Genomic DNA, 14,600 nt, shown 5'->3' with positions numbered 1-14,600 from the left:
ACGGATTTTCTAAAATCGGCCATCCAGCAATGAACCATCGATGCCAGTTCGCACGTATCCCGCCATCGAACCCTGACAAATGTTGCCCGCAACCTGCTCGTCGCCATAGGCCATTGGACGGTCGCAGGCACAATCGGCCGCTTATGATCGACCGGAGCCACGAGACCCGCACCGGCGCCAGCGCGTCCCTTGCCACCAGCTAGGCCCGACCATCAGGGCCAGAGCCGCTCCTTCAGCCAGCCGGCCCTTTCCCGCCGATATCGCAAGCGATGGTGGCGGCGCTCGCTATCTCCCTGCCAGAACTCGACCTCATGCGGCATGACGATGAAAAGCGCCCAGCCTGCGGCAACAAGATCGGGCTCTTCCCGTAACCGCCTGTTCTGCAGGGCCAATGCATCCTCCAGGTCCTGCGGCGAGCCCAGGACCTCGCTCTGCCGTCCCGTCAACGCGACCGCCCTGGCGCCCGGCGCACGCTCACGAAAGTCGGCATAGCGCTCGTGGGCCTCGGCCTGAAGCGCCATTCCCCGCAAACGCACCTGCCGCCCGAGCTGCGGCCAGTAGAAGGTCAGCGCAACGGAGGGATTGGCCGCAATCTGCCGACCCTTCGGCCCGCCGCCCGTCGTCGCGAAGTGCCAGCCGCGCCGGTCGAGGTTCTTCAGGATGAGAACGCGGGCATCCGGCACGCCATTCTCATCGATCGTCGACAGCACCATGGCGTGCGGCTCCTTGATCCCGGCCTCGATGGCATCGCGCAGCCAGACGGAAAACAGGTCGCGCGGCTCGCCGGGCGTGAGATCCGCCTCGAACGATGGGAACGGCCCGGCCAGGGATTTCAACGCGCGCAGCTCTTCTCTCATACCATCTCTCCTCACGGCCGGGCGATGACGAGCCGTAGCGAGCCCTCGAAGAAAGGCTGCGTGCGAAGGGCGCCATAGCGGCGATCCCAGGATCCGTCGGCCAGATCGCGGCCGAGCTCGGCGACGAACCGCTCGCCGACGGACGCATCGACGAAGCTCCATGCCGAGTTGGCGAGCCGCGCGCCGGGATCGAGCATGCGTTCGGGCCTGCCATAATAGGCCTCGCCGAAGCCGTCGACGCAATTCAGCGGGATCGGCACGGCCTTGATTTCCACATTGCCGCCAAGAGCCGCCGCGATCGTATCCATGGCGGGATAGCGCCTCGCCTCGACGGCGATCATCTCCGGTGCGTAAGCGTGCAGCCATGAGCGTTCCAGCAGATCCGGATCGCAGCTCAAGACCAGAACCGGGCCGCGCGCCACACGACGCATCTCGCCAAGCCCCTGCCTGAGATCCGACCATTGGTGCACGGTAAAGGTCGCCATCGCGGCATCGAAACTCTGGTCCGCAAATGGAAGCTGTTCTGCCGTGCCGTCGATTGCGGCCGGAAGATGCGCCGGCCGCTGGGCACGCATCGAGGCGGATGGCTCGACGGCGGTGATCTGCCGATCGACCGGCTCATAGGAGCCCGCCCCCGCGCCGACGTTCAACACCGTCCCGGCATCGCCAAGAGCGGCGCGGATGAATTCGGCAATATGGGGGTCCGGCTGGCGATAGCGGGTGTAGCCCGATCCGATCACACCGTAATTTGCGTCGCCGGCACTGCCGTCCCGATGCCTGTCTTGCATGTCATGCCTCCGTTGCTTCTGGCGGACAAGGCTGCGCCGCACGCGAAAATGCGTCGCATCCCGCGCTGTTGTTCGGTGTTCACACTGTCCCTTCGTTTCGCTGGCAAAAAACACGTTATTTTCTCGAAAGAAAAACGATATGTTCGAACACTCGATGTTCGGAAAACGCACATGGCTAGACGAATTCCCTCCCTGAATGCCCTGCGTGCCTTTGAAGCGGCCGGCCGGCTCGGCCGCATGACGCTTGCCGCAGACGAGCTCAGCGTGACGCATAGCGCCGTCAGCCGCCAGATACAGCATCTGGAAGAGGTGCTTGGCATTCCGCTGTTCGAGGGGCCGAAAAACCGGTTGAGGCTCACCGAAGGCGGCGCGACCCTTCTGTCCGGGCTGACCGCCGCGTTCGACCAGATGGACCTGTCGGTGCGAGCCGTGGCCGATACCGAGGATGGTCAGCTCGACGTATCCTGCCCCGGCACCTTTACGATGCGCTGGCTCATCCCCCGCCTTTACCGATTCCAGGCAAAATATCCGCATATAGAGGTGCGCCTGTCGGCCTCGTCGAAGCCTGTCGATTTCAATCGCGACGGTTTCGACGTGGCGATCCGGGTCGGCACGGCGCCCTGGCCTGCCGGCGCCGATGTCATTTCCCTGTTTCCGGAACAGACGGGCGCTGTGCTCGCTCCCTCGCTCTTTGCCGAATCCACGCCCGAATTCGACGGCCTGCCTCAACTCCACACGCGAACGCGGCTGCGCGCATGGGGCGACTGGCTGGCCCGCTCCGGACGATCGGTCTCAACCGGGCCGCGCGTCGAATACGAACATTTTTACTTCATGCTGGAGGCTGCCAGCGCCGGCCTCGGGGTCTGCGTCGCCCCCTGGCCCTATGTCAGCGACGACATCCGTTTCGGCCGGCTGCTGGCGCCTTACGGCTTTCTGGAAAGCGGCCACGAATATGTGGCGCTGCGCCGCGCGCGCCGCAACCGGAAATCAGCACTCTTCTGCGAATGGCTGCATAACGAAGCTGAAACTTACGCACGCTCCAGCACGCCTCCGAGGAGTTGATACCTCAAGACGCGCATCGAAGCGCGTGTGGCGGCTGGCCACACCGGCAGATCAGCCGATTGGAGAAAAGCCGGCTTCGCTCAGGATCTCCTGTCCGGTCGCCGACAAAAGAAAATCCCGCAAGTGTCTGGTTTCGGCATCCGCGTTCCGGCGAATTGCCATGCCGTATTCGATGGGCGGCTGAAACTCGCCGGGAATATCGACGACACTGAACGCCCGGTCTAAGGCCAGCAGACGTGCGTTCGAATAATAGCTCATCATCAGATCGACCTCACCGTCGGTGATCAGGTAGCCGGCTCCCTTGCCCGCCGGCGCCGGCGGCGAATTGCGGCCACCGACCAGTTGCAGGGATCGGGATTTCATCGCCTCGCCCTTTCCCGGATATCGGGCCTCGATGCGGTCGAAGACCTCGAAGGCATAGTCGCCGCCGGGATCATCGCCCGGCGTGGACGTTCCGATCCGCACGGCCGGATCGGATAGAACCGCGAGAAAATTCTCCGTCGTCAGGCCAAGACCGGCGCGCGCGAGCACGCAGAGCCGGTTGCGGGCAAAGCATACGGCATCTTCCGCAAGCCCGAGCGACGCGAGACGCCGCGGATGCGCCATATTGGCGGACGCGAAGAGATCGAAGCCGGTGCCTTCCTCGATCGCTTCTCGCAGAAGTCCGGCAGGCCCGAGCGTCAGCGAAATGCCAATGCCATATTCATGGCCAAAAGCCCCGATGAGCGCCGGAAAGGCATGGCGCAGACTACCGGCCGACAAGACTCGAACTGCATTGTTCACGAGCGATTTCCTTTTCGGTCTCTTTGCCGGAACAGCGGCACGAACGCGGTCTCCATGCGTTCGCCACTGCCGAGTGTCGCCGAGCGCACAGGCAGACCATAGAGCGCTTCGAGATTCCCTTCCGTCATCACGTCGTCGGCAGCGCCAAAGACAGTTCTTGCCTGGTCGAGCATGAGCAGCACCTTGTCGGCGACGGCGACCGCATGGTTCGGCTGATGCGTGGTGAAGGCGATCGCCAGTCCCTGTCGATCGGCGAGGGTTGCAAGCAGCGACAGCACGATATCCTGATTTCTGAGATCCAGCGCGGAGGCCGGCTCATCGAGCAGCAGCACGGCATTCTCGCCTGCCAGCGCCCGCGCAATCAGCACCAGCTGACGCTCGCCGCCGGACAGCGATTCGATATTGCGCTGCGCGTAGTCGGCCATGCCGGTGAGACCAAGCGCCTCCATCGACTTCTCGACATCGATCTTGCGCGGCGACCGGAAGAGCCCGACGTGGCGGGCGCGGCCCATGAGCACCACGTCGAGCACCGAATAGGGAAAGGAACCGGAAAACTCCTGCGGCACGAAGCCGGTACGCGGGTTCAACTTCATCGTGCCGGCAGTCGGCTTCAGGAGCCCTGCCAGCACGCGCAGCAAGGTCGATTTTCCGCGCCCGTTCGGCCCGAGGATGGCGGTGATCTCACCAGCGCTCAGGTCGAAATCGAGCCCACGGAATTGCCAGCGCTTGCCGTCATAGGATTGGCTGGCGTTTTCTATCTGCAGCCTGACCGGATCAAGGGCCACGAGCGCCTCGCTGGGTCTGTCTCAAGACCAGGGCGAAGACCGGCGTACCGATCAGCGCCGTCAGAATGCCGAGCGGGATTTCGGAACCGGTCGCGGTCCGGGCGATGGTGTCGATGACCAGTAGATAGAGGGCGCCGATCAGCAGGGAGGCCGGCATCATCACCCGATGATCCGGGCCGACGAGCATGCGCGCCATATGCGGAACGACGAGGCCGACCCATCCGACGATGCCGCTAACGGCAACCTGGGCCGCGACGATGCAGGAGACCAGCACCAGGATCAACCAGCGCAGCGGCTCGACATTGATGCCGAGAGCGCGGGCATCCTCGTCGCCGATCGACAGGAGGTTGATGCGCCAGCGCAGGCCAAGCAGCAGCAGGCTGCCGATGACGACGGGACCGGCGATCAGCCAGAGCTTCTCCCAATTGGCGGTCGCAAAGCTGCCGAGCAGCCAGAACACCATGGCCGGCAGCTTGTCCTCGGTATCGGCGAGATATTGCACGAGGCTCACCAGCGCCCCGAAGAAACCGCTCACCACGACGCCAGCAAGGACCAGCGCAAGGATATTGCGGCGGGCAACGATACCGTTCAGCGCGTAGACGATGACGAGCGCGGAAAGCCCGAATGCGAAGGCCGCGCCAAGCAGACCATAGCGCGAGAAACTCAAGAGGATGGCGAGCGTGCCGCCGAAAGCCGCTCCCGAGGAAACGCCCATCACCTGCGGCCCCACGAGCGGATTGCGGAACACGCCTTGCAGCGTGGCGCCCGACAGGGCCAGGCCGGCACCGGTCAGGAGCGCTAGCAGGATGCGCGGCATACGCACAGTGAACACCACATTCGCCTCGGTCGCCGTCACAGGCACTTCCGGCGCCGAAATCCACGCCCGAAGGATCTGCACGACCCGAAGGAACGGAATGTCATAACGGCCTATACCGAGCGAAACGACGGCAACGACCACCAACAGGATCGCCAGCGCGGCGATCTTGACTCTCGGTCCTTTCCGGCGGGAAGCCTCTACGCTCATTGCGCGGCGCGATAATCGGTGCGGTAGAACTCCTTATAATAGGCGTCGGCTTCCTTCTGCATGTCGATATCCTTGAACCGATCGGGATAGAGCTGCTTCGCCATCCAGAGCTCGCCCAGCGCCATCGCCTCCGGCATCGGATAGCCCCAAGCCTTGGCATATTCCGGCATCAGATAGACGCGGCCGTTCTTGACCGCATCGATCGTCTGCCAGGAATCGGCCTTCTTGATTTCATCCACGAGCGTCGGATAGCGCTCCTGAACGAAGATGACGGCGGGGTTCCATGTCAGAACGTCCTCCATCGTCACCTGCTTGAAGCCGCTGACCGAGTTGGCGACGTTTCGGGCGCCGGCGCGCTCCATCATCAGGCCGGTATATTTGCCGCGGCCGTAGGTGGTGAGGTCGGGATTGGCCATATAGACCGGCACGCGCTTGTCTTCCGGGATATCGGCGAGGCGATCGGCAACGAGCTTGCGGGTCTTCTTGGTGGCCGCAATCATCTCCTCGCCCTTTTCCTTGCGCCCGAGGACGTCGGCAATGAGGCGTACGCCGGTCGCAAAACCGGAATCGATCGCAGCCGGCTCATCCTTGACGGAGGGGTTGAGCTTGACGGCCTCTGCCGGCGGCACGTCGAGCAGCGAGATCGCCACGACGGAAAGGCCGGCATCCTCGATCTGCTTCACCATGTCGGCCGGCGCATAATTGGTCACGAAGACCACATCCGGCTTCAGCTTGAGCAGTTCCTCGATATTCACTTTCGTAAGACCGCCCGGTGTCGGCAGCTTCGGCAGCTGCGGCGCGAGGCGCACATAATTGGCGCCAAGCTGCTTTTTCCATTCGTCGAGAACGCCGACTACCTTGTCCATCGCATCGAGTTGCACCGCGATGTTGAGCGTCTGATGCTGCAGGATGACCACGCGGTTGACGGTATCGGGAATATGCACCTGCCGGCCGATCTGGTCGGTCACGACGCGGTCGGCCCAGGCGGGAGCGGAAAATAACAAACTACTCAAAATGATAGCAATTTTGACAATAGGAAACGAATGGTGGAGCTTGAACATGGGATTTCTCCAGAAAAGGTCCCCAATCGCTACCATTATATTCCTGTGTATACAACGATACCGGACGGTTCGCCGTTTCAGAGAATCTCGGGCACCATCTGGCGCAGGATTTTCCTCAGGAGCGGGCGCACGGCGGTCGTTGCCGGCGAGAGGGTACGCTCTCGTGCGGTGATGATGCTCACCTGACGGGTGATGGCCGGGTCCGCCAGCGGGCGGGCGGCGATTCCGCGACCATTCAGGGCGGCAAAGGCATAGGTCGGCAGCACCGCCACCCCGGCGCCGCTTTCGACAAGCGAAAGCGCCGTGTGAATCTGATGCACCTCCAGATGCGGGCGCAGCGGCAGGCCGGCCGTCTCGAAACCGATTTCGGTCAGCAGGCGAATATTGCTCTCCCGCGTGAGAGTGATGACGCGCTGATCGTGCAGCGCCTTCCAGCCCACCTCCTCCAGCGATTTGAAAGGATGGTCCATTTCGATGAAGACCATCAGCCGGTCGCTGAGCACATGCTGGCGGTCGATCCCTTCTTCGTCCGTGTTGAAGGTGCCGATGCCGATCTCATAGAGGCCGTTGCGCACGCGCGGCACGATCAGGTCGGTTCCCACATCCTCGATGCGCAGCTTCAGGCTCGGATGAAGCTTGGCGACTTCCTGAAGAAGCCGGGGAAGGACGGTGGCGCCGAGAAGCGGCGGCGCTGCGATACGAACCAATCCGGTACGCAGTTCGCTGAGGTCGCGCACGGATTCCACGGCGCGTTCGATTTCGGCGAGACCCGGCAACACACCGGCGGCGAAGATCTGCCCGGCCTCGGTCAATTCCACCCGCCGCGTCGTGCGGTCGAAAAGCCGCGTGCCCAGCAGCGCTTCGAGATCGTGGATTGCGTGCGAAACGCCCGCCTGACTCGTGCGCAACCGTTCTGCCGCGCGGGAGAAATTGCCGAGCTCGACGACGGCTTGGAAACATTTGATCTGACGTAGATTGATCATCGGCCGATACATACTGGAATTAACATGAATATATGCACATTACGCCGGTTCTTGAATAAAAAAATCTGCTGCTTAATGGTTTGGGAGACAGGATGCTGCCAGATGCGCCGGATCTGCGGATTGGCGGTCGCCATGCAGGGAAACGGCGGGACTGCGGTCGCGATTGACCACATCTCCGCCGGTCCGCGCCGTCGACACGTCGTCTTGAATACGTGTTCCCCGAACATCCGGGCGACCGAGGAGGATGAATGAAATACGACCGCAAGAACGCCAAGGCCCATTCGCGCGCGACGATGCGCGGCATCTGGGCTGCGGCCAACACGCCTTTTCGCCCGGACGGTGCCCTGGACGAAGACGGCTTCCGCCGCAACATGGATCACTGGATCAACGATCTTGCCATTGACGGCTTTTTCATCGCCGGCAAGCAGGGCGAGTTCTTCTCCATGTCCCTGGACGAGCGCAAGCGCCTGTTCGACCTCTCGGTCGAGGCGACCGCCGGTCGGGCGCAGACGATCATGTCCTGCTCCGATCAGAACATGGACGTTGTCATCGAGCTTGCGAAACATGCGCAGGCCTGCGGCGCCGACTATATCGTCGTCCATGCGCCGATCCTGCATTTCTCCAGGGCGCAGGACGAAACGCTGCTGCGCTACTATGAGACGATTGCCTCAAAAGTCGATATCGGCATGGCGCTGTGGTCGCACCCCGACAGCGGCTATCTGATGAGCCCCGAGCTCTGCAACCGCCTCGCGGACATCGAGACGGTGGTCGCCATCAAATATTCCGTCCCGCGCGACATGTACAAAAAGCTCACCGCGCTTGCCGGCGATCGGATTCTCGTTTCCACCGCATCCGAGGAGGAATGGCTCGACAATGTGCTGGAACTCGGCTGGCAGCTCTATCTCTGCTCGTCGCCGCCTTACACCCTGCAGACCAGGGTCGACCGGCGCATGCGCGATTATACCGACCTTGCCTTCGCCGGCAGGGCCGCCGAGGCGAAGGCGGTGAGCGCAAGCCTCCAGCAAGCGCGTGATGCCTTCAAGCGCTCTCGTCCGGCCGAGAAGCCGCATGCCCATCAGAAATACTGGCAGGAATTGCTGGGTCAGGCCGGCGGGCCGGTGCGCGCGCCGCTGCTGGAGCTTAACGAGACGGAGAAACGCCTGACCCGCGAAGCCTTCGAACACAGCGGACTAAAGCTTGGCTGACCACGAATAAGGAGAGGAACGACAATGACCAGACTCAGCGCATTCAATCTTCAGAAATGGATCGACGAGCATCGCCATCTGCTGCAGCCGCCCGTCGGCAATCAGCAGATCTGGAAGGACGGGAACCTGATGGTGACGATCGTCGGCGGCCCGAACCGTCGCACCGATTATCACGACGATCCGTCCGAGGAGTTCTTCTACCAGCTCAAGGGCGACATGGTTCTCAAGCTGTACGACGGCAAGGAATTCTATGACGTGCCCATTCGCGAAGGTGACGTCTTTCTGCTGCCTGCCCACGTCCGTCACTCGCCACAGCGCCCCCAGGAAGGTTCGATCGGCCTCGTCATCGAGGCGGAGCGCGAGGAAGGCGCCCTTGACGCGGTCGAGTGGTATTGTTTTGAATGCACAACCTTAGTGCACAGGGCCGAGGTCGATCTGGAGTCCATCGTCGATGACCTGCCTCCGCTTTATGCGAAATTCTACGCGGACGAGAAACTTCGCACCTGCCCGAAATGCGGGACGATCCATCCCGGCAAGACGCCGCCGGAGGGCTGGGTAAAGCTGTGACGTCTCCTCTGTCCCGTAAGGGGCAGAAAATATTTCTGACAATCAATGCAATAACGAAAATGATGGGGAACCCTATGAAACTCAGGAACACGTTATTCGCACTGGGCGTCGCGCTCGCAAGCGCGACAGCCACATTCGCGGCCGATCCGGTCAAGATCGGCGTCATCACCACCCTGTCCGGTCCCGGCGGCTACCTCGGCCAGGACGTGCGCGACGGCATGAAACTGGCGATCGACATGGAGGGCGGCAAGCTCGGCGGCGTGCCGGTCGAACTCGTCGTCGAGGACGACGGCAACAAGCCGGCCAATGGCCGCCAGATCGCCGAAAAGATGATGAGCGATGAAAAGATCAAGCTGCTGACAGGCATCATCTTCTCCAACATCGCCGGCGCCGTCGTACCCGACGTCGTCGACAACGGCGCGATCTACATCAGCGCCAATGCCGCGCCTTCCAATCTCGCCGGCCCGGACTGCAATGCGAATTACTTCGTCGTTCCCTGGCAGAACGACTCGCTGCACGAAGCCTCCGGAATCGCGGCCAAGGAACTCGGCTACAAGCGCGCCTTCATCCTGGCGCCGAACTATCAGGCCGGCAAGGACGCACTGGATGGCTTCAAGCGTACCTTCGGCGGCGAAATCGTCGGTGAGGTCTACACCCAGCTCGACCAGACCGACTATTCCGCCGAAATGGCACAGATCCGCGCGGCAAAGCCGGATGTCGTTTTCCAGTTCCATCCCGGCGGCCTCGGTATCGCCTTCCTTCGCCAGTATCAGCAGGCAGGATTGCTCGGCCAGATACCGATGGTGCTCTCCGAACCCTCCAGCGACGCAGTCATCCTGAAGAGCCTCGGCGATGCCGCCATCGGCCTGAAGGTCACGTCGCACTGGAGCCCGGACTTCGACAATGCCGCCAGCAAGGAACTGGTGGCGAAATGGAAGGCCACCTATCCGGATCGGCCCCTCACCACCTACGGCACCCAGGGGTATGACGTCGCCCGCCTGATCGCTTCCGCGCTCAAGGCGACCGGCGGCATCGACGATATCGATGCCTTCCGTGCCGCGCTGAAGAAGGCCGATTTCCAGTCTGTGCGCGGAAAGTTCAGCTTCGGCCCGAACCAGCATCCGGTGCAGGACTGGTATCTGCTCGAGGTGGTAAAGGGCGCCGATGGCGTGCCGACCACGAAGACGGTGCGTAAGCTTGTCGAGAATTACGGCGATATCCACGCCAAGGATTGCAAACTTTAATCCGCGCATGAAAGCCCGGGCGACGCTTCGCGCGCCCGGGCCTTTGCGCTTTGGCTTCGATCTCCGCTCGACAAAAGGTCACCGGATCGCGCAATGACCCTTATCCTTGAACAATTGCTCAACGGCCTTCTCTATGGCGTCATGCTGTTTTTGATGGCTGCGGGGCTGACCCTCATCTTCGGTATCATGGGCGTCATCAATCTTGCCCATGGCTCGCTCTACATGGTGGGAGCCTTTGCCGGCGCCTGGGTGGCGAACGCCACCGGCAACTTCTGGCTGGGACTGCCGGCCGCGCTGATCGCCGCGACGCTTGTCGGCATCGTCGTCGAGCTCGGCGTGATGCGGCGCCTCTACGAAAGAGATCATCTCGACCAGGTATTGGCCACGTTCGCCCTCATTCTGATCTTCAATGAACTGACGGTGCTGGTGTTTGGCCGGCAGCCGATCTTCCTGCAACTTCCCGACGTGCTGTCGCAACCGATCGAATTGCTGCCGGGGCTTCTCTATCCGCCCTTTCGCCTTTTGATCATTGTCGTGGGCCTGCTCGTGGCGCTCGGCCTTTATCTGCTGATCAACCGTACGCGCATCGGCATGCTAGTTCGCGCCGGCTCGACCAACCGCGATATGGTGCGAGCCCTCGGCGTCAATATCAAGCTGCTCTACACCGTGATTTTCGGGCTGGGGTCGCTGCTGGCCGGGCTGGCCGGATTCATGATGGGGCCGGTCGTCAGTGTCCAGGTCGGCATGGGCGAGCAGATCCTGCTTGCGACCTTCGTCGTGGTCGTCATCGGCGGCGTCGGCTCCGTCAAGGGGGCTTTCGTCGCCGGCATCACGCTCGGCGTGCTGGATACCGGGCTCAGAGCCTTCATGCCGGGGCTGTTGCGCCACATCATGGCCGGTCCCGACGCGGACGCACTGGGCGCCGGCATTTCATCCATGGGCATATACCTCCTGATGGCTATCGTGCTGCTCGTCCAGCCCAAGGGCCTCTTTCCAACGAAAGGCTGAGCGATGCGCCGCCTCTTTCTCTATCTCGTGCTGATCGCCTGTCTCGCGGCATTGCCCTATGTCGCACCGGCGCTCGGCCAGCCGGCGCTGCCGAGCCTCGTTGCCCGCGTCATGATCTATGCCATCGCCGCCGCAAGCCTCAACCTTGCGCTCGGATATGGCGGCATGGTGTCCTTCGGACATGCCGCCTTCTTCGGCATCGGCAATTATGTCGTCGGCATCCTGTATTTCCACCACAGCGAGGGCACGCTGCTGTTCGGCTTCATTCCAGGTACGGACCAGCTGCTGATCACGATTCCCGCCGCCATTCTCGTTTCCGGCCTGCTGGCGCTCGTCATCGGCGCGCTCGCGCTCAGAACGGGCGGTGTGCAATTCATCATGATTACCCTTGCCTTCGCGCAGATGCTGTTTTCCTTCTTCGTCTCGCTCAAGACCTATGGCGGCGACGACGGCATCATCGTGCGCAACGCCAATACGCTGTTCGGCATCGGCTTGCGCGACAAGACGGCGGTATATTTCGTGATCCTCGCCGTCGCCGTGCTCTATTTCCTCTGGCTGAACCGCGTGATCGGTTCTTCCTTCGGCACCATGCTCGCCGGCATCCGCCAGAATGAGAAGCGCATGATGTCGCTCGGCATCGAGCCGTTCCGCTACAAGCTCTTTGCCTTCGTGCTGTCCGGCATGGGCGCGGGGCTGGCCGGCGCTCTGATGGCGGTCTTCATGCGCTTCGTAAGCCCCGATACGCTCGCCTGGACCAAATCCGGCGAGCTGATGATCATGATCATCCTCGGCGGCGTCGGCACCTTCGTCGGCCCGATGTTCGGAGCGGCCGCCTTCACTATCCTGCAGACCTATCTGGCAAGCTGGACGGAGCACTGGCAGCTCGTTCTCGGCATCCTTCTGCTGATCGTGGTGCTTGGCACCAAGGGCGGCATCCACGGGGTCTTTGCCCATTTTCGCAAGAGGGCGGCATGACGGCGATCCTCGAAACACAAGGACTGATAAAGCGATTTGCCGGATTGATCGCGACCGACAATGTCAGCTTCGCGCTTGAAGAAGGCCAGATTCATGCTTTGATCGGCCCGAACGGCGCCGGAAAATCGACCCTCATCCACCAGCTCTGCGGCAATCTGCTGCCGACGGAAGGCCGCATCTTGTTCGCAGGCCAGGACGTAACCCGGCTGGCGCCCGCCGCTCGCGTCGCGCTGGGGCTTGGACGCACGTTTCAGGTGACGAGCCTGCTCGGGGAATTCACCGTGCGTCAGAACATGGCCGTCGCTGTGCAGGCGAGACTTGGCCGCAACCTTCGCATTCTCGATCGCATGAGCGCCCGGCGCGACGTTTGGGACGAAACCGACGCCTTGCTCGGCGGCAGCCCGCTCGGCAGGCGGGCCGAGGTCGTTGTCGACGATCTCTCCCATGGAGAGCGCAAGCAACTCGAGCTTCTGGTCTCCCTCGCCGGCCGGCCGAAGGTCTTGCTGCTGGACGAGCCGATGGCCGGTCTCGGCCATGCCGAGAGCCAGGAGATGATCGCAGTGCTGGAGGGGCTTCGCGGCAAGGTGACGATCCTGCTGGTCGAACACGATATGGACGCCGTCTTTGCCCTCGCCGACCGCATTTCCGTGCTTGTTTACGGCAGGATCATCATGACCGGAAGTGCCGGGGAGATCGCCGCCAGCGCCGAGGTGCGCGAGGCCTATCTCGGAAACGAGGACGAACTATGCTGAGCGTCGAAGGACTTCAGGCCGGCTATGGCCATAGCCAGGTGCTGTTCGATATTTCATTCGAGGTCGCCAAGGGCGAATGCGTAACGCTTATGGGTCGCAACGGCATGGGCAAGACCACGTCGATCAAGACGATCATGGGCCTCGTTCCCGCCCGCGGCGGCAAGGTGACGATCAGCGGCCGCCCGATGACAAGGCAGCCGCCGGAACGCGTCGCCCGGCTCGGGGTCGGCCTCGTCCCCGAGGGGCGGCAGATCTTTTCGACGCTGACCGTACGGGAAAACCTGGTGGCGACCGCCGCCAACCGGCAGAAATATGCCGACAGCTGGACGCTGGAGCGTGTGTATGAGCTGTTTCCGCGCATGCGCGAACGCGCCGAACAGGCCGCCGGCACCCTTTCCGGCGGCGAACAGCAGATGCTGGCCATCGGCCGGGCTCTGATGACCAATCCGTGGCTCCTCATTCTCGATGAAGCGACCGAGGGGCTTGCGCCCGTCATCCGCGCGGAAATCTGGGACGTGATCGGAAAATTGCGGACGGCTGGCCAGGCGATCCTTCTCGTCGACAAGAATCTCGCCGTGCTCAAGCGGCTTGCCGACCGACACTACATCATCGAAAAAGGGCGAAGCGTCTGGTCCGGCAATGGCGCCGACCTCGATCGGGATTACGAGCAGGTGCAGGGCTATGTCGGAATCTGAAGCGATCTGCCTTGTCGGCTGGGGCGCCATCAGCCAGCGTGTGGCAGCGCTGCTGGCCGAGCGCGGCTCGCCCTTCACGATCGTCGCCGTCGCCGTCCGCGATCCGACACGCGAACGCGCCGGCCTGCCGGCGGGAGCGCGACTGATCTCACAACCCGGCGATCTTGCCGCGACCGGTGCGACGCTGGCAGTCGAGGCGGCAGGGCGCAGCAGCGTGCTGCCCTTCGGTCGGGCGGCGCTCGCCGCCGGCATGGATTTTGCCGTCTCCTCCACCTCCGCCTTGATCGACGAGGCGGCTCTGTCCGAACTGGTCGCACTCGCCCAAGCAAATGGCCGGCAATTGCTGATGCCCCCCGGTGCGCTCGGCGGCATCGACGCGCTGGCAGCAGCTTCCCGGCTCAGCCTCGCCCACGTCGAGCACCGCATCGTGAAGCCGCCAAGGGCCTGGCAGGGAACCGCAGCGGAAACGCTGTGCGACCTCGACGCACTGCAGGCGCCCTTCTCCTTTTTCGAAGGATCGGCACGCGAAGCGGCCGACGGCTTTCCGCAGAACGCCAATGTCGCAGTCATCAGTTCGCTTGCCGGCATCGGCATCGATCGGACGCGCGTCACGCTGGTTGCCGACCCGCACGCTCGGTTCAATGCCCATGAAATCCGCGCCGAGGGCGATTTCGGCGTGCTCGAAATCCGTTTGCAGAACCGGCCTCTGGCGACCAATCCGAAGTCTTCGGAAATGACCGCGCTCAATATTGTCCGATTGATCGAAAACCGGGCTGCCGGCCTCGTTCTTTGATACCCCTTTGAGGAGGAA

General features: G+C 62.6%; 16 protein-coding genes. 9 read left to right on the top strand and 7 right to left on the bottom strand.

Translation table 11 applies throughout. The features are described 5' to 3' along the window. Positions 1 to 212 precede the first annotated feature (212 nt). Together ACJJVH_RS26985 and ACJJVH_RS26980 are read right to left on the bottom strand one after the other, a co-directional pair. Positions 213 to 857, bottom strand: a complete 645-nt coding sequence (locus tag ACJJVH_RS26985) for a pyridoxal 5'-phosphate synthase (RefSeq protein ID WP_113360222.1) — start codon at positions 855 to 857, stop codon at positions 213 to 215. 11 nt (positions 858 to 868) lie between these two features. Next, a complete protein-coding gene (locus ACJJVH_RS26980) occupies positions 869 to 1,645 on the bottom strand; it encodes a class I SAM-dependent methyltransferase (RefSeq protein WP_412066628.1) in 777 nt (258 codons plus the stop codon). 171 nt (positions 1,646 to 1,816) lie between these two features. Between ACJJVH_RS26980 and ACJJVH_RS26975 the strand changes: the two genes are divergently transcribed. Beyond that, positions 1,817 to 2,707: a LysR family transcriptional regulator gene (locus ACJJVH_RS26975; RefSeq protein ID WP_113404547.1), complete on the top strand. Its 891-nt coding sequence runs from the start codon at positions 1,817 to 1,819 to the stop codon at positions 2,705 to 2,707. A 51-nt stretch (positions 2,708 to 2,758) separates the two neighbouring features. Here ACJJVH_RS26975 and ACJJVH_RS26970 read toward each other — a convergent pair whose 3' ends face one another. The 5 genes from ACJJVH_RS26970 to ACJJVH_RS26950 form a co-directional block, all read right to left on the bottom strand. Next, positions 2,759 to 3,490: a molybdate ABC transporter substrate-binding protein gene (locus tag ACJJVH_RS26970; protein ID WP_412066627.1), complete on the bottom strand. Its 732-nt coding sequence runs from the start codon at positions 3,488 to 3,490 to the stop codon at positions 2,759 to 2,761. Continuing rightward, a complete protein-coding gene (locus tag ACJJVH_RS26965; RefSeq protein ID WP_412066626.1) occupies positions 3,487 to 4,275 on the bottom strand; it encodes an ABC transporter ATP-binding protein in 789 nt (262 codons plus the stop codon). The genes ACJJVH_RS26970 and ACJJVH_RS26965 overlap by 4 nt, the downstream gene beginning before the upstream one ends. Further along, positions 4,265 to 5,299, bottom strand: a complete 1,035-nt coding sequence (locus ACJJVH_RS26960) for a FecCD family ABC transporter permease (RefSeq protein ID WP_412066625.1) — start codon at positions 5,297 to 5,299, stop codon at positions 4,265 to 4,267. Before ACJJVH_RS26960 ends, ACJJVH_RS26965 begins: the two co-directional genes overlap by 11 nt. Continuing rightward, positions 5,296 to 6,360: an ABC transporter substrate-binding protein gene (locus tag ACJJVH_RS26955; RefSeq protein ID WP_412066624.1), complete on the bottom strand. Its 1,065-nt coding sequence runs from the start codon at positions 6,358 to 6,360 to the stop codon at positions 5,296 to 5,298. The genes ACJJVH_RS26960 and ACJJVH_RS26955 overlap by 4 nt, the downstream gene beginning before the upstream one ends. Before the next feature lie 77 nt (positions 6,361 to 6,437). Beyond that, on the bottom strand, positions 6,438 to 7,343 hold the full coding sequence (locus ACJJVH_RS26950) for a LysR family transcriptional regulator (RefSeq protein ID WP_112794915.1): 906 nt from the start codon (positions 7,341 to 7,343) through the stop codon (positions 6,438 to 6,440). Positions 7,344 to 7,591: 248 nt separating this feature from the next. Here ACJJVH_RS26950 and ACJJVH_RS26945 point away from each other — a divergent pair, with 248 nt between their 5' ends. The 8 genes from ACJJVH_RS26945 (at position 7,592) to ACJJVH_RS26910 (ending at position 14,582) form a co-directional block, all read left to right on the top strand. Next, positions 7,592 to 8,548: a dihydrodipicolinate synthase family protein gene (locus ACJJVH_RS26945; protein WP_112794577.1), complete on the top strand. Its 957-nt coding sequence runs from the start codon at positions 7,592 to 7,594 to the stop codon at positions 8,546 to 8,548. Between the two features lie 24 nt (positions 8,549 to 8,572). After that, complete coding sequence (locus ACJJVH_RS26940) at positions 8,573 to 9,115, top strand: 3-hydroxyanthranilate 3,4-dioxygenase (protein ID WP_112794578.1); 543 nt, start codon at positions 8,573 to 8,575, stop codon at positions 9,113 to 9,115. A 74-nt stretch (positions 9,116 to 9,189) separates the two neighbouring features. Continuing rightward, entirely contained in the window at positions 9,190 to 10,359 is a 1,170-nt protein-coding gene (locus ACJJVH_RS26935) for an ABC transporter substrate-binding protein (protein ID WP_412066623.1), read from the top strand. Between the two features lie 93 nt (positions 10,360 to 10,452). Then, a complete protein-coding gene (locus ACJJVH_RS26930; protein ID WP_112794580.1) occupies positions 10,453 to 11,367 on the top strand; it encodes a branched-chain amino acid ABC transporter permease in 915 nt (304 codons plus the stop codon). Between the two features lie 3 nt (positions 11,368 to 11,370). Then, the gene (locus ACJJVH_RS26925) at positions 11,371 to 12,342 is read left to right on the top strand and encodes a branched-chain amino acid ABC transporter permease (RefSeq protein WP_113360206.1); all 972 of its coding nucleotides are present in this window, start codon (positions 11,371 to 11,373) and stop codon (positions 12,340 to 12,342) included. After that, entirely contained in the window at positions 12,339 to 13,094 is a 756-nt protein-coding gene (locus ACJJVH_RS26920; RefSeq protein ID WP_112794582.1) for an ABC transporter ATP-binding protein, read from the top strand. The genes ACJJVH_RS26925 and ACJJVH_RS26920 overlap by 4 nt, the downstream gene beginning before the upstream one ends. Continuing rightward, positions 13,088 to 13,789, top strand: a complete 702-nt coding sequence (locus ACJJVH_RS26915) for an ABC transporter ATP-binding protein (RefSeq protein ID WP_113384752.1) — start codon at positions 13,088 to 13,090, stop codon at positions 13,787 to 13,789. Before ACJJVH_RS26920 ends, ACJJVH_RS26915 begins: the two co-directional genes overlap by 7 nt. Then, positions 13,776 to 14,582: an aspartate dehydrogenase gene (locus tag ACJJVH_RS26910; RefSeq protein WP_412066622.1), complete on the top strand. Its 807-nt coding sequence runs from the start codon at positions 13,776 to 13,778 to the stop codon at positions 14,580 to 14,582. The genes ACJJVH_RS26915 and ACJJVH_RS26910 overlap by 14 nt, the downstream gene beginning before the upstream one ends. Positions 14,583 to 14,600: the final 18 nt, after the last annotated feature.

Source organism: Rhizobium sp. SYY.PMSO (assembly GCF_046840415.1).
Lineage (GTDB): Bacteria > Pseudomonadota > Alphaproteobacteria > Rhizobiales > Rhizobiaceae > Rhizobium.
This window is presented reverse-complemented; position numbering and strand designations above follow the sequence as displayed.

What these genes read in the sequence shown, in the direction of transcription:
- ACJJVH_RS26955 (WP_412066624.1), bottom strand. Translation starts at nt 6,360, where the DNA reads ATGTTCAAGCTCCACCATTCGTTTCCTATTGTCAAAATTGCTATCATT.
- ACJJVH_RS26910 (WP_412066622.1), top strand. Translation starts at nt 13,776, where the DNA reads ATGTCGGAATCTGAAGCGATCTGCCTTGTCGGCTGGGGCGCCATCAGC.
- ACJJVH_RS26975 (WP_113404547.1), top strand. Translation starts at nt 1,817, where the DNA reads ATGGCTAGACGAATTCCCTCCCTGAATGCCCTGCGTGCCTTTGAAGCG.
- ACJJVH_RS26950 (WP_112794915.1), bottom strand. Translation starts at nt 7,343, where the DNA reads ATGATCAATCTACGTCAGATCAAATGTTTCCAAGCCGTCGTCGAGCTC.
- ACJJVH_RS26925 (WP_113360206.1), top strand. Translation starts at nt 11,371, where the DNA reads ATGCGCCGCCTCTTTCTCTATCTCGTGCTGATCGCCTGTCTCGCGGCA.
- ACJJVH_RS26915 (WP_113384752.1), top strand. Translation starts at nt 13,088, where the DNA reads ATGCTGAGCGTCGAAGGACTTCAGGCCGGCTATGGCCATAGCCAGGTG.
- ACJJVH_RS26980 (WP_412066628.1), bottom strand. Translation starts at nt 1,645, where the DNA reads ATGCAAGACAGGCATCGGGACGGCAGTGCCGGCGACGCAAATTACGGT.
- ACJJVH_RS26960 (WP_412066625.1), bottom strand. Translation starts at nt 5,299, where the DNA reads ATGAGCGTAGAGGCTTCCCGCCGGAAAGGACCGAGAGTCAAGATCGCC.
- ACJJVH_RS26945 (WP_112794577.1), top strand. Translation starts at nt 7,592, where the DNA reads ATGAAATACGACCGCAAGAACGCCAAGGCCCATTCGCGCGCGACGATG.
- ACJJVH_RS26920 (WP_112794582.1), top strand. Translation starts at nt 12,339, where the DNA reads ATGACGGCGATCCTCGAAACACAAGGACTGATAAAGCGATTTGCCGGA.
- ACJJVH_RS26935 (WP_412066623.1), top strand. Translation starts at nt 9,190, where the DNA reads ATGAAACTCAGGAACACGTTATTCGCACTGGGCGTCGCGCTCGCAAGC.
- ACJJVH_RS26930 (WP_112794580.1), top strand. Translation starts at nt 10,453, where the DNA reads ATGACCCTTATCCTTGAACAATTGCTCAACGGCCTTCTCTATGGCGTC.
- ACJJVH_RS26985 (WP_113360222.1), bottom strand. Translation starts at nt 857, where the DNA reads ATGAGAGAAGAGCTGCGCGCGTTGAAATCCCTGGCCGGGCCGTTCCCA.
- ACJJVH_RS26940 (WP_112794578.1), top strand. Translation starts at nt 8,573, where the DNA reads ATGACCAGACTCAGCGCATTCAATCTTCAGAAATGGATCGACGAGCAT.